This window comes from Mycobacterium sp. 852002-53434_SCH5985345 (genome assembly GCF_001667155.1).
GTDB lineage: Bacteria > Actinomycetota > Actinomycetes > Mycobacteriales > Mycobacteriaceae > Mycobacterium.
This window is the reverse complement of sequence record NZ_LZIE01000074.1, coordinates 282,916-303,540: the sequence shown is the minus strand read 5'-3', so window position 1 is coordinate 303,540 and position 20,625 is coordinate 282,916. Positions and strand designations below refer to the sequence as shown.

Below are 20,625 nucleotides of genomic sequence, written 5' to 3'. Positions count from 1 at the left end.
AGGGACAAGTATGGACGCGTGACCTATCGACTGACCCAGTACGCCCACGGCGGCGGGTGCGCCTGCAAGATCCCGCCCGGTGAGCTGGAGGAAGTGGTCCGCGGGTTGGGGGTGAGCGCGCCGCGCGACCCGGCCGGCGAGTTGCTGGTCGGCCTGGACCATGGCGACGACGCCGCGGTGGTGCGCATCGAGGGTGGCGCGGCGCTGATCGCGACGACGGACTTCTTCACCCCGGTGGTCGACGACGCCTACGACTGGGGCCGCATCGCGGCCACCAACGCGCTGTCCGACGTCTACGCGATGGGCGGGCGTCCGGTGGTGGCGGTCAATCTGCTGGGCTGGCCGCGCGACGTGCTGCCGTTCGAGCTGGCCGCCGAGACGCTGCGCGGCGGACTGGACGTCTGCGTGCTGGCCGGCTGCCACCTCGCCGGCGGGCACAGCGTCGACGACCCGGAGCCCAAATACGGCCTGGCCGTCACCGGGATCGCGGACCCGAACCGGTTGCTGCGCAACGATTCCGGTAAGCCCGGCACGCCGCTGTCGCTGACCAAGCCGCTCGGCGTCGGCGTGCTCAACAGCAGGCACAAGGCCACCGGCGAGCGCTTCGAGCAGGCGATCGAGGCGATGACCACCTTGAACGCCGACGCGGCCGCGGCGGTGCTGGCCGCCGGTGTCGAATGCGCCACGGACGTAACGGGTTTCGGGCTGCTCGGGCACCTGCACAAGCTGGCACGGGCCAGCGGCGTGACGGCGATGATCGACGCCGCGGCGGTGCCCTACCTCGACGGCGCGCGGGAGGCGCTGGCGGCCGGCTACGTCAGCGGGGGCACGCGGCGCAACCTCGACTGGGTGGCCCCGCACGTCGACCTGTCCGCGGTCGACGCGGAGGAAGCGCTTTTGCTCGCCGACGCGCAGACCTCGGGCGGGCTGCTGATCGCCGGCGAGATCCCGGGCGCGCCCGTGGTCGGGGAGCTGGTGCCGCGCGGCGAGCACACCATCGTGGTGCGCTGAACCCGGCGGGGTTTCGGCCGCGCGCACTAGGGTAAAGGCCATGGCTATGCGGAACTTTTTCCTGGAGTGGCCCGTCGTGCGTCAGTTGCGTTCGGGCGACAAGCTCGGCCGGGGCTCGGCCGTGACGTCGAGGCAGACCCGCGCCGTCACGCCGCGCACGACGACGGCCGACCGCGTGGTGCAGAGCATCTGCCCGTATTGCGCGGTCGGTTGCGGCCAGCGCGTCTACGTCAAGGACGAGCGGGTGGTGCAGATCGAGGGCGACCCCGACTCCCCGATCTCGCGAGGCCGCTTGTGCCCCAAAGGCGCTGCCAGCGAGCAGCTGGTGAACTCGCCGGGCCGACAGCTGCAGGTGCTCTACCGCGCGCCGCGCGCGACCGAATGGCAGCCCCTCGAGCTGGATACCGCGATCGACATGATCGCCGACCGGTTCATCGAATCCCGCCGCCACACCTGGCAGGACATCGACAAGAAGGGCAACCTGCTGCGCCGCACCATGGGCATTGCCGCGCTCGGCGGGGCGACGCTGGACAACGAAGAGAACTACCTCATCAAGAAGCTCTTCACCGCCGCGGGCGCAATTCAGATCGAGAACCAAGCCCGCATTTGACACTCCGCCACGGTTCCCGGTCTGGGAGCCTCCTTCGGGCGCGGCGGCGCCACTCAAACACTGCAGGACATGGCGAACGCCGATTGCATCGTCATCCAGGGCTCCAACATGGCCGAGTGCCACCCGGTCGGATTCCAATGGGTCGAGGAGGCCCGGGCCCGCGGCGCGCGGGTGATCCACGTCGACCCGCGGTTCACCCGCACCTCGGCGGTGTCGGACAAACACATCCCGATCCGGGCGGGCTCGGACGTGGTGCTGCTGGGCGCACTCATCAACCATGTGCTGAGCAATGACCTCTGGTTCTCCGAGTACGTTGTCGCGTACACCAACGCCGCCACCCTGATCAACGAAAAGTTCAGGGACACCGAGGATCTGAATGGTCTGTTCTCCGGCTTCGATCCCGAGACCGGGCAGTACGACACGTCGACGTGGGCGTACGACGAAGAGGGGAACGGCCAGATCGAGTCCGCCGGCGGCGGCCACACACACGGGGCGTCGGCCGCGCAGAGCGGGGCGGGTCACGAGCACGGCAGCGGCGGCCCGCCGCTCGAGCACGCCCGGGTGAAGCGGGACGAGACCCTGCAGCACCCGCGCACCGTCTTTCAGATCCTCAAGCGCCACTACGCCCGCTACACGCCGGAAATGGTCACGGACGTCTGCGGCATCAGCCGCGCCGATTTCGACTACCTGGCCCGCTCCATCGTCGAAAACTCCGGTCGCGAGCGCACCACGTGCTTCGCGTACGCCGTCGGGTGGACACAGCACACCCTGGGCGCCCAATTCATCCGCACGGCAACCATTTTGCAGCTCCTGCTGGGCAACGTCGGCCGCCCGGGCAGCGGCATCATGGCGCTGCGCGGCCACGCCACCATCCAGGGCTCCACCGACATCCCGACACTGTTCAACCTGCTGCCCGGCTACCTGGCGATGCCCAAGGCGGGCACGCACGACACCCTGGCCGACTATCTCGACGCGGTGGGATCGAAGAAGCAGAAGGGCTATTGGGCCAACTCCGACGCCTATGCGATCAGCCTGCTCAAGGCGTGGTGGGGGGAGGCGGCCACCGAGGACAACGATTGGGCCTACGACTACCTGCCGCGGCTGTCCGGCCCGCACGGCACGTATCAGACCGTCATGGGCATGCTGGCCGACGAGGTCGAGGGCTACTTCCTGCTGGGCCAGAACCCGGCGGTCGGGTCGGCGCACGGCCGCATGCAGCGCATGGGCATGTCCCACCTCAAGTGGCTGGTGGTGCGCGACCTCAACCTCATCGAGTCGGCCACCTGGTGGAAGGACGGGCCCGAAATCGCTTCGGGCGAACTGAGAACGGAGGACATCGATACCGAGGTGTTCTTCTTGCCCGCCGCCACGCACGTGGAGAAGGCGGGATCGTTCACCCAGACCCAGCGCCTGGTGCAGTGGCGGCACAAGGCCGTCGAGCCGCCGGGCCAGTGCCAGAGCGAGTTGCAGTTCTTCTTCGAACTCGGCAAGCGGATCAGGCAGCGGTTGGCCGGGTCGACCGATGAGCGCGACCGGCCCCTGCTGGACCTGACGTGGGACTACCCGACCGACGAACACGGCGAGCCCGACGGCGAAGCCGTATTGGCCGAGATCAACGGGTATTACGCCGCCGACCGCGCTCCGCTGTCGTCGTACACCGAGTTGCGCGCCGACGGGTCGACCGCCGCCGGTTGCTGGATCTACACCGGCGTATACGCGAACGCCACCAACCAGGCCGCGCGCCGCGTCCCACACGGCGGTGAGTCGCCGAGCCAGCAGGAGTGGGGCTGGGCGTGGCCGGCCGACCGGAGAATTCTCTACAACCGCGCGTCGGCCGACCCGGAGGGCAAGCCGTGGAGCGAACGCAAGCGGTACGTGTGGTGGGACTCGGATCAGCAACGGTGGGTCGGTTACGACGTGCCCGACTTCGTCGCCGACCGGGCGCCGGGCAGCAGGCCCGACCCGGACGTCGGCGGTCCCGACGCGCTCGCCGGCGACGACCCGTTCATCATGCAGGCCGACGGCAAGGGCTGGCTGTTCGCGCCGAAGGGTCTGGTCGATGGGCCGTTGCCCACGCACTACGAACCGCAGGAGTCGCCGGTCGCCAACGCGCTGTATCCCCAGCAGCGAAACCCCGGACGAATCACCTTCCCGCGCAAGGACAACCTGAGCGCGCCGAGCGCCGGGGAGCCCGGGGCCGACGTGTACCCGTACGTGTTCACCACCTACCGCCTCACCGAGCATCACACCGCCGGCGGGATGAGCCGCTGGCTGCCCTACCTGTCGGAGCTGCAACCGGAGATGTTCTGCGAGGTGTCCCCGGAGTTGGCCGCCGAACGCGGACTCGAGCCGTACGGTTGGGCCACCATCGTGTCGCCCCGCGCGGCGATCGAAGCCCGGGTGCTGGTCACCAAACGTGTTGCACCGCTGGTGATCAACGGCCACACCGTGCACCAGATCGGCCTGCCGTACCACTGGGGTGTGGGCAGCGACGCCGTGGTCAGCGGGGACGCGGCCAACGACCTGCTCGGCGTGACACTCGACCCCAACGTGCAGATCCAGGAGTCGAAGGCCGGCTCGTGCGACATCCGCCCGGGCCGCCGGCCACAGGGCGAGGACCTGCTGCGCCTGATCGCCGAATATCAGTCCCGCTCGGGGGCCACCACCGAGACCGGCAATGTGCGGATCAGCGACGGCGTCTGGGAAGGGGGAGCCGATGGGTCAGCTGAGCGGACCGACCGACCCGACGAGTGACGCCGGCTGGGTCGAACCCAAGCCGCGCAAGGGATTCTTCACCGACACCTCGATCTGCATCGGCTGCAAGGCCTGCGAGGTCGCGTGCAAGGAGTGGAACCGCAATCCCCGCGACGGCGACCTGGAGCTGCTGGGTTCGTCCTACGACAACACCGGCGCGCTGGGCGCAAGCACCTGGCGGCACGTGGCGTTCATCGAGCAGGGGCGCGACCGGATCGACCAGGCGCGCGAATCCGGGCGCGCCCTAACCGAATTGGGCATGCCCGCGCTTCCCGGCACCGCGCCGCGCCCAGACATCACGCCGCCGGACACCCCCGAATTCCGCTGGCTGATGTCGTCGGACGTGTGCAAGCACTGCACCCACGCCGGCTGCCTGGACGTCTGCCCGACGGGCGCGTTGTTCCGCACCGAGTTCGGTACCGTCGTCGTGCAGGACGACGTCTGCAACGGGTGCGGCACCTGCGTGGCCGGGTGCCCGTTCGGCGTGGTGGAACGTCGCAGCGACGGCACTTACGCGACGCCCAACAAAAGCCCCGATCGTCCCGCCGAGAACTTCGTCACCGGGGTCGCCCAGAAGTGCACGCTGTGCTACGACCGCCTCGTCGAAGACCAGATCCCGGCGTGCGCGCAAACCTGCCCGACCACGTCGATCAAGTTCGGTGACCACGACGACCTGGTGGTCAAGGCCCGGGAACGGGTCGCCGCGCTGCACGCCCAGGGTTTGACGGAGGCCCGCCTCTACGGCGCCAACGAACACGACGGCGTGGGCGGCACCGGCTCGATTTTCCTGCTGCTCGACGAGCCGGAGGTCTATGGCCTGCCGCCCGACCCGCGCGTGTGCACGGCGGACCTGCCCCAAATGTTCAAACGAGCGGGCATGGCCGCGGCGGGGATGTTCGCCGCCGCGGCGGTGGCGTTCTGGAAGGGTCGATGAAAAGCTCATGAGCACTTCGGAATACGACAGCCTGCGGCCGCCGGAACCCGCGGGCGGCAAGCGCCGCAGGGGCAGGCGGGTGGGCCGCCGGGGCGGCGGCGACGGTGCGCGCGAGATGCCGATGGTCCCGGATGTCGAGTTCAGCTCGTACTACGGGCGCCCGGTGGTCAAGCCCGCGCCCTGGGGACATGAGGTTGCGGCGTACCTGTTCCTGGGTGGCGTCGCGGGCGGGTCCGGCCTGCTCGCGGCGGGGGCCCAGCTCACCGGGCGAGACACATTGCGCCGCAACGCCAGGTTGTCCGCGTTGATTGCGGTGATGCTGGGCGCGTTCGCCCTGGTCAAAGACCTGGGCCGGCCCGAGCGTTTCGTCAACATGCTGCGCACGGTCAAGCTGACCTCGCCGATGAGCATCGGCTCGTGGATCCTCAGCTTCTTCAGCGCCGGCATCGGGGTGGCCGCGGTGTCCGAGATCGACCGGATGACCGGTGAGCGAATCCCGTTGGGGCCGTTGCGCCCCGTTCTGCGCGCCGTGGAGGGACCCGCCGGATTGGAAGCCGCGGTCTTCGCGCCGCCACTTGCGGTCTACACGGCGGTGCTGCTCACCGACACCGCCACCCCGACGTGGAATGCCGCGTACCGAGACCTGCCGTTCGTGTTCGTCAGCTCGGCGAGCCTGGCCGCATCGGGATTGGCGATGATCACCACCCCGGTCGCCGAGGCAGGGCCCGCTCGCAGGCTGGCCGTCATCGGTGCGATCGGCGACCTGGTCTCCGCCAGGTTCACCGAGTATCGGATGGATCCGGTGACCAGGGAACCGCTGCACGAGGGCAGGCCCGGCCGGCTGCTGGCCTGGAGCGAACGGCTGGCCGCCGCGGGTGGTCTGGGCGCATTGCTCGGCGGGCGGCACCGCGGTATCGCCGCCCTGTCCGGCCTGGCGCTGCTGGCGGCGTCGGCAATGCTGCGGTTCGGCTTCTTCGAGGCGGGGTTGGAGTCGGCCCGCGATCCCCGGTACACGATCGAGCCGCAGAAACGCAGGCTGGCGGCGCGCAGGGCCGCCGGGACCGCCGGAGATTCGATCACCACCGCGGGCTGAGCGCTGGTGCGGTTTGCGCCAGGCGGACCGGGGTAAGTATAGGAACATGACGAATTTTGGCTACACTCTGATGACCGAGCAGAGTGGACCCAAAGACCTTGTACGACAAGCTCTTTCAGCCGAAGAGCGGGGTTTTGACTTCGAGGTGTGCAGCGACCACTTCTCGCCCTGGCTGACCACGCAGGGGCACGCGCCCAACGCCTGGGCCGTGCTGGGCGCGGTGGCGCACGCCACCGAGCGGGTCGACCTGTACACGTACGTGACGTGCCCCACGATGCGCTATCACCCGGCGATCGTCGCTCAGCAGGCCGCGACCGTGCAGATCCTGTCCGATGGCCGGTTCACCCTGGGCCTGGGCACCGGCGAGAACCTCAACGAGCACGTCATCGGCAAGGGCTGGCAGACCGTGGAACGTCGCCAGGACATGCTGCGCGAAGCCATCAAGATCATCCGCGAGCTGTTCGGTGGCCAGCTGGTGAACTTCACCGGCGACTACTTCCGGGTGGACTCCGCTCGCCTGTGGGACGTGCCCGAGGTTCCGGTCGGCATCGCGGTGGCGATGGCCGGCGCCAAGGGCATCGACAAGTTCGGCCGGCTGGCCGACCACTTCGTCGCGGTCGAGCCAGACGGCGAACTCGTCGACGCCTGGCACGCCGCGCGGCAGGCCGCCAACCTCGCCGGCGGGGGTCGCGTCGTCGGCCAGATCCCGGTGTGCTGGGACCCCGACCGCGACACCGCGATCAAACGCGCTCACGACCAGTTCCGCTGGTTCGCCGGCGGCTGGAAGGTGAACGCCGACCTGCCGACGCCGGCCGGCTTCGCCGGCGCGACCCAGTTCGTCCGCCCCGAAGACGTCGCCGAGTCCATCCCCTGCGGCCCCGACCTGGACGCGATCGTCGAGGCCGTCAAGCCCTATTGGGAAGCCGGCTTCACCGACGTGGCGCTCGTCCAGGTCGGCGGCCAATCGCAGGACCTGTTCCTCTCCGAAGCCGCCGAACCTTTGCTTGCGGCACTGCGTGACGCGGCGAGCTAATCCCACGTTTGGGCGGTAGCTGCCCGGGTATCCGGCTTCAATCGTGCGCACCAGGTGAGAACGGGCGATGGGCCGCGCGAATCCGGTTGGCAGCGCCGACTACCCGAAGACCCGCAAAGGGGCTGTCTTGCAGCAACTCGCCCCGATTCACGTTCGCCGTTAGGCAAGGAGAGTTGACCATGGGCGATCGATCCGCCACCACCACCTCCGCTCTGGTCAAGGCACTCAGCGGCGCCAGCTTCGGGCTGGGTTTGAGCGAGCTGATCGCCCCGGGAAAAGTTGCTGCCGTTGCGGGAGTCGACGACACCCCCCGGTCACGAAAGGTCATCCGCGCGCTGGGCGCGCGGGAATGCGGCCATGGCGCGGCGCTGCTGGGCGGTCCCGACAAGCTGGTCTGGACCCGGGTGGCCGGTGACGTCCTGGATGTGGCGCTGCTGGTGGCCGGGGTGACCGCCCGCGGCCCGGGCCGGCGGAGGCGGGGCACCATCTCGGCCGTCGTGCTCGCCGGCATCGGCGGGCTGGACCTCTACACCGCGCTGCGCACGGTCGACGGCGGCGGCCGGCACGTGAGCGGCTCCCGGCATCGCACCTTGCGGGCCGCGGTCACCGTGCGTCGCACCCCCGAGGAGGTGTACCGCTTCTGGCGCGACCTGGAAAACCTGCCCAGCTTCATGCACCACCTGAAGTCGGTCACGCCGACCACCGACGGGCAGTCGCATTGGGTCGCCAACGCCCCGGCCGGCCGGTCGGTGGAGTGGGACGCGCAGATCACCGAGGACGACACCAACAGGCGGCTCGCGTGGCAGTCGCTGCCCGGCTCGGTGATCGAGAACGGCGGCAGCGTCGAGTTCACGCCCACCGCCACCGGCGACGGCACCGAAATTCGCGTCAGGATCGGCTACCACATTCCGGGTGGCCTGTTCGGCAAGGCGGCGGCGAGCCTCTTCGGGGAGTCCCCCGAGCAGCAAGTCAACGACGACCTCCGTCGCTTCAAGCAAATCCTCGAGACCGGGCAGGTGCTGCGTTCGGACGGCTCTCCCGAGGGCACGGCGGCGGTCCGGCAGATGCACCAGCAGCCCGCGCAACCGAACAAAGGAGCCAGCGTATGAAGGCCACCGTCTGGGCGGGCCGCAACAGCGTCCAAGTGGAGTCGGTCCCGGACCCGAAGATCCTCAACGATCGGGACGCCATCGTGCGCATCACCTCGACGGCGATCTGCGGTTCGGACCTGCACCTCTACGACGGTTACATCCCCACCGTGAAGCACGGCGACGTGCTCGGGCACGAATTCATGGGCGAAGTGGTCGAAGTCGGTAAGGGGGTCAACAACCTGGCGGTCGGCGACCGGGTGGTGGTGCCGTTCCCGATCGCGTGCGGGGCGTGCTCGGCCTGCCAACGTGACCTGTACTCGCTGTGCGAGAACTCCAACCCCAACGCCGGCATCGCCGAGAAATTCATGGGCCACTCGCCGGCGGGGCTGTTCGGCTATTCGCACATGCTGGGCGGTTTCGCCGGCGGCCAAGCCGAATACGCGCGGGTACCGTTCGCCGATGTCGGGCCGCTGAAGATCGAAGACGACCTGACCGACGAGCAGGTGCTGTTCCTGTCGGACATCTTGCCGACGGGCTACATGGGCGCGGAGATGTGTGACATCTCCCCCGGTGACATCGTGGCGGTGTGGGGCGCCGGACCGGTCGGCCTGTTCGCGATCATGAGTGCGTATCTGCTCGGGGCGTCCAAAGTCATTGTCGTCGACCGGGTTCCGTATCGCCTTGAGCTTGCCCAGAAGATCGGCGCCGTGCCGGTCAACTTCGCCGAGACGTCGGTGCTCGAGGAACTGCGTGACCTCACCGCCGGTCGGGGACCCGACCATTGCATCGACGCCGCCGGCATGGAGGCGCGCAGCGGGTCCGTCCCGGTTGATGCCTACGACCGCGTCAAACAGGCGGCACGCCTGGAAACCGAACGCCCGCATGCCATCCGGGAAGCGGCGATGAGTTGCCGCAACGGCGGCACCCTTTCGATCATCGGGGTGTACGGCGGCCTGATGGACAAGTTTCCCATCGGGGCGGTGATGAACCGGTCGTTGACCATCAAGACCGGTCAGTGCCACGTGCATCGCTATATGCGCCCGCTGCTGGACCGGATTCGCAACGGCGACATCGACCCGACCATTGTGGTGAGCCACCACCTGAGCCTCGATCAGGCACCCCACGGCTACGAGATCTTCAAGAACAAAGAGGACCGCTGCACCAAAGTCATCCTCAATCCGACGTAATCGAAAGGGGCGAAGGGGAATAGCCATGGCAAATGAATTGGAAGGCAAGAAAGTCGCGATTCTCGCTGCGGACGGCGTGGAGAAGGTGGAATTCGAGCAACCTCGTGCGGCGCTCGAAGAGGCCGGCGCACAGGTCGAGCTGCTTTCGCTGAAGACCGGAGAAATCCAGGCTCGCAATCACGACCTCGAACCGGCCGGAACCTTCAAGGTCGACCGCGCTGTATCGGACGCGTCGGTCGCCGAATTCGACGGCCTGGTACTTCCGGGTGGCACCGTGAATCCGGACAAGCTGCGGATGGACGCCACCGCAGTCTCCTTCGTGCGCGACTTCGTCGGCTCCGGAAAGCCGGTCGCAGCGATCTGCCACGGCCCCTGGACGCTGCTGGAAGCCGGTGTAGCAGAGGGCCGCACGCTGACGTCTTACCCGTCCATTCGCACCGATCTGCGCAATGCCGGCGCAAACGTGGTGGACGAGGAGGTCGTCGTCGACGGCAATTTGATCTCCAGCCGCTCACCCAGGGACCTGCCGGCGTTTTGCGCGACCATTGTCAAGCAATTCGCCCATGCGCCTGCGAGTTAGCCGAAAATGGCCTTTGCCCACTCCGTTTGAACCCATCGGTTTGCGGGCATTACACAGGCCAAGCAGTGATCGCCCCGGCGATCTGTCGAAAGGCCAGAGTTGACCACAACATATCCAGGACCCGCTGTCTCGGCTGTTTCGAACGTGTATCAGCCCCAGGACGATTCCCGATTACTGGTAAATGTGATGCAAGAAAGCGCGCTCATTCCGGGCCGGCGCGTTCTCGACTTGTGTACGGGCAGCGGATTCGTGGCGATCGCCGCCGCCGAGATGGGTGGCGCCGACGTGACAGCCTTCGACATCTGCCCCCACGCCGTGGGTTGCTCTCGCGGCAACGCGGCCGCCGTCGGTGTGAATGTCGATGTGCGAAAGGGCACCTGGAGCGATGCGCTCGACTGCGCGCCGTTCGACGTTGTCGTGTCGAACCCGCCGTACGTGCCGACACCGCCGAACGGCGACACGGAGTACATCAGCCCAAGCGCGGGTCCGTCGTGGGCCTGGAACGCCGGCCCTGATGGCCGGATGGTGTTGGATCCGCTGTGCGAAGCGGCGCCGAAGTTGTTGTGCGACGGTGGGTCCCTGCTGCTCGTGCACTCGGCGCTGGCCGGTGTCCGGCAATCGCTGGATTCCCTGAAGTGGGCCGGCATGGATGCCAAAGTCATTGCGTCGAAATGGATACCGTTCGGCCCCGTGATGACGGCGCGGGCGAACTGGCTCGAGAGCGTCGGCCTGATACCCCGCGGACGCCGGGAAGAGGAGTTGATCGTGATCCGGGCGGACAAGCGGTGACCACCACCCGCGTCCAGGTGGTTGCAGGCGGGCCGGTGCTGGTGTCCGGCCCGGTGCGCATCGAGATGCCGAACGGTGAGGTCGTCGAGTCCGACCGGTTCATGGTGGCGATCTGCACCTGCCGGCGCAGCGAGAAGTATCCCTTGTGCGACACCAGCCATCGCAGATGCCGGAACCTGGCCCGCCGGACGTCTAGTCCAGCGCCCTCCGCAACGACGACCGACCCTGCTGCCACGACGCCATAACCGCGTCGGCCAAACGGTTTTCGACCACCGCGTGCGCGCGGATCCCGAACACGATGTCGCAGTCGAGGTGCGGCTCCCGTTCGACGAGATCCCCGACCACGTCTATGCGCACCACGTGCTCGTGCACGGCGTCGGCCTCGACGTGCTCGGCGTAGAACTCGACGCACGGCGAAGGTGCCCCCATCCGCTGCAGCGCCTGCACCATCCGCCGGGACCCCGGCGGGGAGGTGATCTCCGTCGAAGCGAAGTGCCCGATCGCCGCGCCACGCAACTCGCGGTGCAGCCCGAACAGCGACATCAGGTTCACCGCCGCCAAAGCTTCGGCGTGAACCGCGTCCACGTACGCCAGATACGTCGTGTCCAGATTCGCGGCCGCCATCAGATCGGCGAAGAGCTGCTGGTGCAGACGGGGGCCCTGCCCCGCCCCATACTCGTCGAATTCGATTGCCACGAAAGCGGCTTTCGCGACACCCATCAGCCGCGGGATCGCCCACGCGTGCGGATCGCCCTCTTTGAGGTGATACACGGACCGGTGAACGAAGTACTCACGCATCTGCTGCCACTTTCCGGTGTCGCGCAGGTAATACGACGGACCCGTGCCGTCGGCCGGTTCGACGGAGATGGCGTCCATTTCGGCGGCGGCGGTCTGATTCGATGGGATGGGTCCGACGTCGCGGCGCACGCCGGCCAGGAAAACGCGTTCGAGCTCGCCGCGCAGTGCCAGCAGTGCCGGATTCCATTCCCAGCCGGGGTCGACGCCCGCGAAGCCGCGGTAGTGCAGCTCGTAGCACATGCACAGCGCCAGCTGCAGATCCAGGCCGTAGGGATCCGAATCGCGCACCGACGCGCCGATGCGGGTCAGGTGGTCATGCGACGGCGGTCCGGTCAGGGCGCGACGGACTGCGGTCGACAGCGGCCCGTGTGCCGCCGGCAGGGCGGGTTCGGTGATGATCGATGCGCGGGTCACGCCCACGACTACCCGCAATCCAGGGGCCACAAACGGTGCGGCACCACCCCTACCCACCCTCGGCCGGCAGCCGGAAGGTGATGTCGGCCGTCGTCCCGGTGGGGGTGCAGTCGAGCTCGACCGCGGTGCTGAGCGCCCGCATCAGCACCAGGCCCCGCCCACCGTTGCCGGGGTTGACCTCCGGTGGCTTCCACGAGCCCTGGTCGGTGATCCGGGCGCGGATTTCGCCATCGGCAAGTTCGACGTCGAGCAGCATCGTGCCCAGCGGTTGTCCGGTGTACGCGTGCTCGACGCAGTTCGTGCAGGCCTCGTTGACCACCAGCACGATGTCGGCGGCCAATTCGTCCGGCACGTCGGCGGTGCGCAGCCATTCGGCCAACCGATGCCGGATGCCGACCAACCGCGCTGCGCTGGCCTCGTTTTCGATCCGAAGCGGGGACTGCTGGTGCCGGTAGATCACCATCGCCACATCGTCGTCATACCCCGCCGCGGGGGCCAGCTCCCTCAGGACCGCATCGGCGACGGAGTCCAACGGCAACGTCGTCGTCTTCGCCAGAACCGCTGCGGCGCGATCTATCCCGTCATCGATGGACTCGTGTTTGCGCTCGACCAGCCCGTCGGTGAACAGAATCAGGGTAGAGCCGGGCGGCAACACGCGGCTGGTCTGCGGGCGGGGTTCGGGGCGGCGGACCGCGAGCGGCACCGACGAGGCATCGGTCAACATCGACGTCGTCCGCGGCTCGGACCCGACGAGCACGGCGGGCATGTGGCCGGCGTTGCTGTATTGCAGGACACCGGATTCGGTGTCGAGGATCGCCAGGAAAACGGTGGTGCAGTACGCGTTCGGAATGAGCGATGCCGCCGAGTCGAGTTGCTCGAGCAGCAGCGCGGGCTCGGCCCCGTTGATCAACAGGGCCCGCGCCGAGCTGCGTAGCTGGCCCATGACCGCCGCGGCCGGCAGCCCGCGACCCACGCAGTCACCGACGACGATGCCGATGCGATGGTCGCCGATCGGCAGCACGTCATACCAGTCGCCGCCGATTTCCAGGGGCGGGACCGCGGGCTCGTAGCGCACGGCGAAGCCCGGCGGCGGCTGCATCGTCGGCAACAGGGCACGCTGCAGGGTCAGCGATGTCTCACGGGCGCTTTCGAATTGGCGGACGTGCTGCATCGCCAGGCTGAGGTGGCCGATGAGCACGGTAACCAGCAGCCGGTCTTCGGCGCTGATCCAGCGCGGCGTGCGCAGCTCCAACCACAACGCCAGGTCGCCCGCGCCGGAGAGCACGGCCACCAATCCGTGTGCCTTGCCGGGATTGTCGGGTCGCTCGACCGTTTTGGCGGTGAGCGGCAGCTGGTGACGCGCGTCCTCGAAGGTATGGCGCAACCACGGATCCAGGCTGCGCCAGGAGGTTTTGGACGTCTCGCCCGCCACCTGGACGGTCGGTTCACCGTCGCCGTTCGGCCAGAAGATCGCGACCACCCGTTTTACGTCGATCGCCGTGCTGCACTCGTCGAGGGTGATGGACAGCAGCTCGTCCACGCTTTTGGCCACCGCCACCGCCGTCGCCAGGCGCAGGACCGCGCTTTCCCTTGCGGCGAAGGCCCGTTCGGCGGTGATGTCACGGATAGTCCCCACGAAGACGTTTTGGTCGCTGCCGCTGCCCTGAACGGCGTTGATGCTGACCGTCACCCAGACCAGGTGCCCGTCGCGGTGCCGAATCGGCGTCTCGTAGGCGGTGGTGCCGATGCTCTGGACCAGCGCCTGCTGTTGGGTGGCGCCCTTTTGGTCGACCAACCACGGGTGGGGCCACCGGTAGGGCAGGCCCTCCGCGGGATAACCGAGGATCTCGATCAGGGCGTTGTTCATCTCGATCACGGAGCCCTCGTGATCGGCGACGAAAAACCCCTCCTGCAACGAATTGACAACTGCGGTACGGAATTTGTCGCGGTCGGCCAGCCCCTCGGCGCGGGCGCGCTCGCGCGCGAAGCGCCTGGTGCCGTCCAGGAAGCCGCGGGTGGCGATGTCGAGCGGGACCAGCAGCTGCAACAGGAATTCCAGCGCGATCGGCGCGTCTATCTGGATGTCCTTGGCCAGATCGAGGATCAGCTGGACGTGCCGCTCGATGATCGCGAGCAGGCTGACTTCCTCCTGCAGGGCTCGGCGGCCGAGCTCATACGCGGTCGCCAGGCTGTCTTCGTCACGCGCCTCCATGTAGGTGCGCAGCGCCGCGGCGTACTGGGCGTGGAACTCGTCGCTGTCACTCATGTCGAGACACCCCGATGACGAGCGGTGAGCACCATGGCATCGTCGGTTTCTTTGGCGTCCTTACCGAGTAATTCTTCGGCGATGACGACGGCGGTGGCCGAGAAGTCGATGTGGTCAAGGTAGTTTTCGGCGATCCCGTCTGTGCTTATCACGAGCAGGTCTCCCGGCCGGATCGAGATAACTTGCGCCGGTCTGATTTCCGGTATGCGGTAGCCGACGATTCCCGCGATAAGCCGTGCGCTGGATCGGATTTGGACGCCGGTCGGGGACTTGGCCACCAGGTCGGCGCTGACGTTGCCGACGCCGGTCCAGGTCAGCGTGTTGGCGGCGAAGTCCACCCGTGCCAACGTCATCGCCACCCCTCTGGTGCCCTCCAGCAAACGATGGCAAAGCTGGATCAATACTTCGAGCCGCTCCGAACTGGAGCGTTTGACCGCTTCGATGGCGCACAGCGCAGCGGCCGCGGCATCCGGACCGTGGCCGAGACCGTCCACCACGCCGAACAGCGCGGCTTCGCGGCCGATGTCGACGGCGAGACCCCGATCACCCGAGACATACTCGCTGGGCAACGGGCGGCCCGCCCTTGCCCACTCGATCGGACCGAACCGGCCGTTGTCACGCATGGGGAGGGACCCATTTCCACATCTCGACGACCGTCCCCCGGCCGAGCGCGGACTCCACGAGCAACCTGTCCATCAGCCGGCGGGAGCCCGGTAGGCCCATCCCCAGCCCACGCCCGGTCGAATACCCGTCTTCCATTGCCCGCTCGATGTCCGCGATGCCCGGTCCCTGATCCTCGGCCCGCACCACCAGGGCCTTGTGGCCCTCCCGGTCGGCCACGAAGACCCGGACGCTGCCGCGGCCGGCGTAGCTGGTGATGTTTCGCGCGATCTCGGAGATCGCCGTCGCGATCATCGTGACGTCGGTGAGGGAGAATCCCAGGTCGAGTGCGAGTTGGTGTCCGGCTTTGCGAGCTTCGACGATGTCGTCGGAATTGTCGATGGCGACGACGATATCAGTCGCCACCATCGCGCCCGATCATCGGTTTCCGCTGCGTCAGTTGACGATTCAGCAGGGCGAGGCCTTCTTCGAGGTCCAGCGCCGTATTCATGTCGTCGAACGCCAAACCCAGCTGGACCATCGCGAAGGCCACTTCCGGCTGCAGGCCGACGATCACCGTGTCCGCGCCACGCAGCCGCGTCATGTGCGCAATGGTCCGCAGCGACCGGGCCGCGAACGAGTCCATCACGTCGATGGCGGTGACGTCGACGATGATGCCCTGCGCGCGGAACCGGCTGACCCGCTCCATCAGGTCATAGCGGAGCCGCTCGGCGTCGGAGTCGCTGAGCGCGGCCTGGACTGAGGCGATGAGGATCGCACCCTGTTTCAGGATCGGTACGGGCATGGCGCGCTCGTGTTCCTCGTAGCTATCCTGGCTGCTCGCCGGTGCGAGTGACCTCGTAGCCCAGCAGGCGTTCGGCTTCCTCGATGCCGCCCTGCAGGTCGCCGACGGCGTTCATCTTCGACAGGTCCAGCCCGATGGTCACCAGCGTCAGGGCGATTTCGGAGGACAGGCCGGTGATGATGACGCTGGCGCCCATCAGCCCCGACGCGTCGACCGTCTGCACCAGGTGGTTGGCCACCGTGGAGTCGATGGTCGGCACACCGGTGATGTCGATGACCACCACTTTCGCGCGGTTCGCGCGGATGGCCCTCAGCAGTTGCTCGGTGACCTGGCGGGCGCGCTGAGAATCGAGCACACCGATGATCGGCAGAATAAGCAGCTGTTCGCGCACCTGCAGCACCGGCGTCGACAGCTCGCGGATGGCCTCCTGCTGCTGGCGGATGATGCGCTCGCGTTCCTGCACGAAGCTGACCGCCACGGTGTTGGCGATGCGGTTGGCCGCCGGTTCGTAGGCGTCCAGAACCCGATTGAGCATCTCGAATTCGGTCTGGTACTTCTCGAACAACGAGCGCGCCAGCACGTCGCGCAGCAACAACACGATGCCGACGACCTCGTCCGTTTCCACGCCCCGCGGAATGATGCGCTCGGACAGGTCGCGGGCGTAGGCCTGCAGCGCCTCGACGCTACCGGTCTCGAGCACCTCCACGTAGTTGTCGTAGACGGCAGTCGCCTCGGAGAACAGCTCCTCCGGCGTCATCGCGGTGAGCAGTTCGGCCTCGGTGATTCTGCGCGCCCACTCCTCGCGCAGCACGGTGCGGTTCTGCCGCAGGTGCTGGACGAGCTGTGGCAGCAGGCCCTCGCTGGAAATGCTGACCGCCTGCGCGGTGGCCGCGCCGCTGAACTCCGCCGGCGAATCTGACATGTTGCCTCCCGAGTGCCGGTCCGCACCCCGCTGTGTGCAGGCTCGATTTTGCGAGACTAGCCTGGGTTGTCGCGGGGCAGGTGTTGAGGGCATATTCTTCTCGCAGTTCGCAACGCAGGCTAGGCTTGCACCACACCTGAAGCCCAGGACAAAGGATCGCCATTGTCAGCTCCTGATTCGATTACCACCTTGGTCGAGGACCACGATGGGGTGTCCGTGGTCAGTGTGAGCGGCGAAATCGATCTGGTCACGGCGCCGGCCCTGGAACAGGCCATCGGCGCGGTTGTCGCGGAGAGCCCAACGGCACTGGTCATCGATCTCTCCGCGGTGGAATTCCTCGGTTCGGTGGGTCTGAAGATCCTGGCTGCGACGTACGAGAAGCTGGGCAACGCGACCGGATTCGGGGTGGTTGCGCGCGGCCCGGCGACCAGGCGGCCGATTCACCTGACCGGGCTGGACAAGACGTTCCCGCTGTACCCGACGCTGGACGACGCGTTGACCGCGGTGCGGGACGACAACATCAGCCGGTAGTCGCCGCTGCGCGTGGTTGCGCGACAAGGTTTTTGACAATAGCCGGGGTCCCGTTGCGATATATGGTTTCCAAATTGGCGGGCGCCGAAATCAATTCACATTGCGAAAGCGGATAACGAATTCCGCGACCCTTCGGCGTGAAACGGCGCTGGCGCATGCGACAGGTGCGATGATCACGCCTATGGACGTCGATAATCCGCAAGACGACCAGCGGTGGGACAGCCACGAGCGTGGCGAAACCGAAATCCAACGGCTGGACCGCAATTGGAACAGCCTGCTGCAGGAGCTGCGCGTCGTGCAGACGGGCGTGCAGCTGCTCACCGGTTTCCTGCTGACCCTGCCGTTCCAGCAACGTTTCGACGTCCTGGCCCCGCTCCTGCGCGACGCCTATCTCGCGACGGTGGGGTGCTCGGTCGGCGCGACAGTGCTGCTGATCGCCCCGGTGGGCATGCACCGGATGCTCTTCCGGCGCCATCGTCTCCAGGTGCTGGTGTCCGCCGCGCATCGCTGCGCGTATGCGGGCCTGGCGCTGCTCGGCCTCGCCCTGACCGGGGTGACGATCATCGTGTTCGCGGCGGTCGCCGGCCGCGGGCCGGCCCTGATCGCGGGAGCGTGTGCGCTGACGCTCTTTACGTTCTTCTGGTGGCTGCTACCGATTCTGCTCCGCACCCGCGGCATGTAGCGCGAGTTCGGCGATGCGGGTCGAGTCCAGATGCTCGAGCAGGTCTTGTGGATCGGCGAAGATCGGTGCCGAGCCCGCCGCCTGCAGCTCCTCGCGCGCGATGCCACCGCTGAGCAGCCCGATGCAGGGCAATCCGGCGCCCGCCGCGGCATGGGCGTCCCACACCGCGTCCCCGACGAACACGGCATGGTCGGCATCCACCCCGGCCCGGTCCAGCGCGACCTGCACGATGCCGGGTTCGGGCTTGGCGGTGTCGACGTCACGCGAGGACGTCGTTTCGGAGATGACGTCGTCGCAGTCGAGGACCTTGCGCAGGATCTCCAGCTCGTCATCGGGTGCCGAGGTGGCCAGCACGACCTGCAGCCCCAGCTCCGCGACGCGGCGCAGCAGCGCGCGGGCACCCGGTAGCGGCGCGAGCAGCGGGGTGCTCTCCCGGTAGTAGCGGCTGTGCCCGTCGCTCAGCCGCTCCTGGACCTCGTCCGGGGCGTCGTTGGAGAGCGTTCGCACCAGCGTGGAGCCGTCCATGCCGATGCACCGGTGGATCTGCCAGGCGCTGACGGGCAGGCCCTCGGCGTCGAAGGCGCGTAGCCACGCGTGGACGTGAAGATAGTTGGAGTCGACCAGGCTTCCGTCGACGTCGAACAGAACGGCGGGTTTCATCTGCGCGGCATACCCAGGCCGGGGCCGGCTGACACCGGCATGCCGCGTCGTTTGGGTTCGGGGACGGGGGGTAACCGCGAAGCGTGGTCCGCGAATCGGCTGCGGCTCCTTAGCCGCCGGGTCGGGCGGCGGCCCGGTCGGCGAATCGCATGTCGCACGAATCACCCTGGTACACAGACTTTCTCACGAGAGTGGCTGCTGCGCACGCACCGACGGGTGCGCGACGCCGAACTTGCTTGGCACGCCGCGAATTCCGATGAGCCCGCCCCGCCGCCGACCAGTTGACCGCTGTGAGCTAACCAACATCGACCAGCGCGAATCCGCCCGCCGAGACGTTTAATCGCGGCGATGACCGGGTAAAAGCCGATCATGGTCGCGCCCGTTTCGTTACGAGCAGCAAACTACTCGGTCGAGTACGAGCGTGATTTCCCCCTGCTCGGCCTCGCGGCCGTGGTGGTCTGGGCCCTCAGTCTGGCAGTCGGGCTGTTCGAGCTCCTATTTGGGCACGAAGGGGTCGCGATCGTCGCGCTGACCGTGTCGGTCGTCGCGCCGTGGCTGGGCCTGGCCCTCGCGCATTACCCCGCGATCGCCAGGCGGCTGAGGCGGCTCACTGGCCGGCGGCGTGACTTTTTCGGGCCGGTCGGTGTAACTCGCGCCTGAATGGGGTACTGCCTGCGCCACGGGTGAGTACAGCAAAGTGCGTCAACCCGGGCTCATCAGCAGGAAGGAACTGCCATGGCGACCGCAAGCGACTATGACGCACGCCGGGTCTCCGACTCCGAAACCCAGGACAAATCCCCGATACGCGAGCTAGCCCCGACGCTGCAGGGGTCCGCCACCACGGTGGTCGACGAGGATCCCAACGATGTGCACTTCTTCGAGCTTCCCGGCGCCGACCTGTCCGGCGAGGAACTGTCGGTGACGGTGATTCCCCAGCGGTCCGACGAGTTCATGTGCTCGAGCTGTTTTCTGGTCCAGCACCGCAGCCGGTTGCACAGCTCGAGCGGGGGCATCTCCATCTGCGCCGACTGCGCCTAGCGCCGCAATGGCGGGGGCGGAATCGTTGGCGCACAACCGATTCAGGCTTGTGACCACTCGCGTTGACACACGGCGCAACGCCGGGTGACCATCGCCCAGTCGGGTTCGTCCTTGACGGGCTCGCGGATCAGGTGCGTGGATAAGTCGCCACAGCCGGGGCAGGGACAGACGGCGCGGTAGGGCTCGACCGGCTGGTCTTGCATCAGCCGCAGGTTTTCCGCCCGCGAGAACGGCACGATCGCCAACGACTCGGGGCGGGGAGTGGGGTGCGGATTGTCGAACCACAACAGGCCGCATGTCACGGTCGCCACCGCCGTGAAGACGGCCAGGATCATCGTCGGGATGTCCCACGGCCAGTTCGGCGGGAGGGGCGTCACCACGAGAACAACCAGCACCGCGGAGATCAGCGCGCCGATGACGGTGCCGGGTTTAGCGAATCGGTAGCCGCCGACGTTCAGCGCTTCCCACGCCTGGATCTCCTGCTGTCGCCGGGCGATCTCCGCCAGGGTGGGGTGACCGGGACTACGGACCGGCGCCGGCGAATCAGCAAATCCGGTGACCTTGGGGCCGACCCCGCGTGGCTCGCCCTGCTCGGGGGGCGGGCTTACCAGCGCCATGCGGGCAGAGCTTAACGGCAAAGCCGCGACGCCGCAGTGTCAAACTCGGCGTTCGGCTGTCACGCCAGCTAATACAACTGGGTCGGGGTGGCGGGATTCGAACCCACGGCCTCTTCGTCCCGAACGAAGCGCGCTACCAAGCTGCGCCACACCCCGCTTGAAGCTTCGACAGCCTATCGCACCGGCCCATCGGCTGGCCAAACCGCGGCG

At 67.6% G+C, this 20,625-nt stretch carries 22 protein-coding genes and 1 tRNA gene; 14 read left to right on the top strand and 9 right to left on the bottom strand.

The annotated features are described in order from the left end of the window. The first annotated feature begins 18 nt into the window (after positions 1 to 18). The 10 genes from selD (at position 19) to A5756_RS25560 (ending at position 11,327) form a co-directional block, all read left to right on the top strand. Positions 19 to 1,011 (top strand): selenide, water dikinase SelD, encoded by a 993-nt coding sequence (selD, locus tag A5756_RS19005; protein WP_066955770.1) that lies wholly within the window; start codon positions 19 to 21, stop codon positions 1,009 to 1,011. Positions 1,012 to 1,051: 40 nt separating this feature from the next. Continuing rightward, positions 1,052 to 4,375, top strand: a complete 3,324-nt coding sequence (gene fdh / locus A5756_RS18995) for a formate dehydrogenase (protein ID WP_082960055.1) — start codon at positions 1,052 to 1,054, stop codon at positions 4,373 to 4,375. Further along, the gene (locus A5756_RS18990) at positions 4,338 to 5,309 is read left to right on the top strand and encodes a 4Fe-4S dicluster domain-containing protein (protein ID WP_066955761.1); all 972 of its coding nucleotides are present in this window, start codon (positions 4,338 to 4,340) and stop codon (positions 5,307 to 5,309) included. The genes fdh and A5756_RS18990 overlap by 38 nt, the downstream gene beginning before the upstream one ends. A gap of 7 nt (positions 5,310 to 5,316) precedes the next feature. Beyond that, the gene (gene nrfD / locus A5756_RS18985; RefSeq protein ID WP_066955758.1) at positions 5,317 to 6,402 is read left to right on the top strand and encodes an NrfD/PsrC family molybdoenzyme membrane anchor subunit; all 1,086 of its coding nucleotides are present in this window, start codon (positions 5,317 to 5,319) and stop codon (positions 6,400 to 6,402) included. 46 nt (positions 6,403 to 6,448) lie between these two features. Then, positions 6,449 to 7,435 carry an LLM class F420-dependent oxidoreductase gene (locus tag A5756_RS18980; RefSeq protein ID WP_066955755.1) on the top strand — a complete coding sequence of 329 codons (987 nt, stop codon included), beginning with the start codon at positions 6,449 to 6,451 and terminating at the stop codon, positions 7,433 to 7,435. A 179-nt stretch (positions 7,436 to 7,614) separates the two neighbouring features. Next, on the top strand, positions 7,615 to 8,544 hold the full coding sequence (locus A5756_RS18975) for an SRPBCC family protein (protein WP_066955752.1): 930 nt from the start codon (positions 7,615 to 7,617) through the stop codon (positions 8,542 to 8,544). Then, positions 8,541 to 9,713 carry a zinc-dependent alcohol dehydrogenase gene (locus A5756_RS18970; RefSeq protein ID WP_066955749.1) on the top strand — a complete coding sequence of 391 codons (1,173 nt, stop codon included), beginning with the start codon at positions 8,541 to 8,543 and terminating at the stop codon, positions 9,711 to 9,713. The genes A5756_RS18975 and A5756_RS18970 overlap by 4 nt, the downstream gene beginning before the upstream one ends. A gap of 25 nt (positions 9,714 to 9,738) precedes the next feature. Further along, positions 9,739 to 10,293 (top strand): type 1 glutamine amidotransferase domain-containing protein, encoded by a 555-nt coding sequence (locus A5756_RS18965; protein ID WP_066955745.1) that lies wholly within the window; start codon positions 9,739 to 9,741, stop codon positions 10,291 to 10,293. Positions 10,294 to 10,392: 99 nt separating this feature from the next. Further along, complete coding sequence (locus A5756_RS18960; RefSeq protein ID WP_066955740.1) at positions 10,393 to 11,082, top strand: HemK2/MTQ2 family protein methyltransferase; 690 nt, start codon at positions 10,393 to 10,395, stop codon at positions 11,080 to 11,082. After that, the gene (locus A5756_RS25560) at positions 11,079 to 11,327 is read left to right on the top strand and encodes a CDGSH iron-sulfur domain-containing protein (protein ID WP_082939325.1); all 249 of its coding nucleotides are present in this window, start codon (positions 11,079 to 11,081) and stop codon (positions 11,325 to 11,327) included. Before A5756_RS18960 ends, A5756_RS25560 begins: the two co-directional genes overlap by 4 nt. On the opposite strand, the gene A5756_RS18955 is transcribed toward A5756_RS25560, so the two are convergent. The 6 genes from A5756_RS18955 to A5756_RS18930 are packed head-to-tail and all read right to left on the bottom strand — an operon-like array spanning position 11,275 to position 16,887. Further along, on the bottom strand, positions 11,275 to 12,294 hold the full coding sequence (locus A5756_RS18955; RefSeq protein ID WP_066956029.1) for an iron-containing redox enzyme family protein: 1,020 nt from the start codon (positions 12,292 to 12,294) through the stop codon (positions 11,275 to 11,277). The genes A5756_RS25560 and A5756_RS18955 overlap by 53 nt on opposite strands. Before the next feature lie 49 nt (positions 12,295 to 12,343). Beyond that, a complete protein-coding gene (locus A5756_RS18950; protein WP_066955737.1) occupies positions 12,344 to 14,560 on the bottom strand; it encodes a SpoIIE family protein phosphatase in 2,217 nt (738 codons plus the stop codon). Continuing rightward, positions 14,557 to 15,183, bottom strand: coding sequence for a SpoIIE family protein phosphatase (locus A5756_RS18945; protein ID WP_066955734.1), 627 nt, complete (start codon positions 15,181 to 15,183; stop codon positions 14,557 to 14,559). Before A5756_RS18945 ends, A5756_RS18950 begins: the two co-directional genes overlap by 4 nt. Continuing rightward, on the bottom strand, positions 15,176 to 15,586 hold the full coding sequence (locus A5756_RS18940; protein ID WP_066956026.1) for an anti-sigma regulatory factor: 411 nt from the start codon (positions 15,584 to 15,586) through the stop codon (positions 15,176 to 15,178). The genes A5756_RS18945 and A5756_RS18940 overlap by 8 nt, the downstream gene beginning before the upstream one ends. Next, positions 15,576 to 15,965, bottom strand: a complete 390-nt coding sequence (locus A5756_RS18935) for an STAS domain-containing protein (protein ID WP_066955731.1) — start codon at positions 15,963 to 15,965, stop codon at positions 15,576 to 15,578. The genes A5756_RS18940 and A5756_RS18935 overlap by 11 nt, the downstream gene beginning before the upstream one ends. A 22-nt stretch (positions 15,966 to 15,987) precedes the next feature. Next, positions 15,988 to 16,887, bottom strand: coding sequence for an STAS domain-containing protein (locus A5756_RS18930; RefSeq protein WP_066955729.1), 900 nt, complete (start codon positions 16,885 to 16,887; stop codon positions 15,988 to 15,990). Positions 16,888 to 17,049: 162 nt separating this feature from the next. Between A5756_RS18930 and A5756_RS18925 the strand changes: the two genes are divergently transcribed. Beyond that, positions 17,050 to 17,418 carry an STAS domain-containing protein gene (locus A5756_RS18925; RefSeq protein WP_156659645.1) on the top strand — a complete coding sequence of 123 codons (369 nt, stop codon included), beginning with the start codon at positions 17,050 to 17,052 and terminating at the stop codon, positions 17,416 to 17,418. 181 nt (positions 17,419 to 17,599) lie between these two features. Beyond that, positions 17,600 to 18,100 carry a DUF6328 family protein gene (locus A5756_RS18920; protein ID WP_066956023.1) on the top strand — a complete coding sequence of 167 codons (501 nt, stop codon included), beginning with the start codon at positions 17,600 to 17,602 and terminating at the stop codon, positions 18,098 to 18,100. On the opposite strand, the gene A5756_RS18915 is transcribed toward A5756_RS18920, so the two are convergent. Continuing rightward, positions 18,068 to 18,760, bottom strand: a complete 693-nt coding sequence (locus A5756_RS18915; protein ID WP_066955722.1) for an HAD family hydrolase — start codon at positions 18,758 to 18,760, stop codon at positions 18,068 to 18,070. The genes A5756_RS18920 and A5756_RS18915 overlap by 33 nt on opposite strands. 369 nt (positions 18,761 to 19,129) lie before the next feature. On the opposite strand from A5756_RS18915, the gene A5756_RS18910 reads away from it, so the two are divergent. Beyond that, positions 19,130 to 19,420, top strand: a complete 291-nt coding sequence (locus A5756_RS18910) for a hypothetical protein (RefSeq protein ID WP_066955720.1) — start codon at positions 19,130 to 19,132, stop codon at positions 19,418 to 19,420. A gap of 75 nt (positions 19,421 to 19,495) precedes the next feature. After that, the gene (locus A5756_RS18905; RefSeq protein ID WP_066955718.1) at positions 19,496 to 19,798 is read left to right on the top strand and encodes a DUF4193 domain-containing protein; all 303 of its coding nucleotides are present in this window, start codon (positions 19,496 to 19,498) and stop codon (positions 19,796 to 19,798) included. A 41-nt stretch (positions 19,799 to 19,839) separates the two neighbouring features. Here the strand turns inward: A5756_RS18905 and A5756_RS18900 are convergent, their stop codons facing one another. Further along, positions 19,840 to 20,415 carry a hypothetical protein gene (locus A5756_RS18900; RefSeq protein ID WP_066955715.1) on the bottom strand — a complete coding sequence of 192 codons (576 nt, stop codon included), beginning with the start codon at positions 20,413 to 20,415 and terminating at the stop codon, positions 19,840 to 19,842. A gap of 82 nt (positions 20,416 to 20,497) precedes the next feature. Continuing rightward, a tRNA-Pro gene (locus A5756_RS18895) sits at positions 20,498 to 20,571 on the bottom strand. Positions 20,572 to 20,625 lie beyond the last annotated feature (54 nt).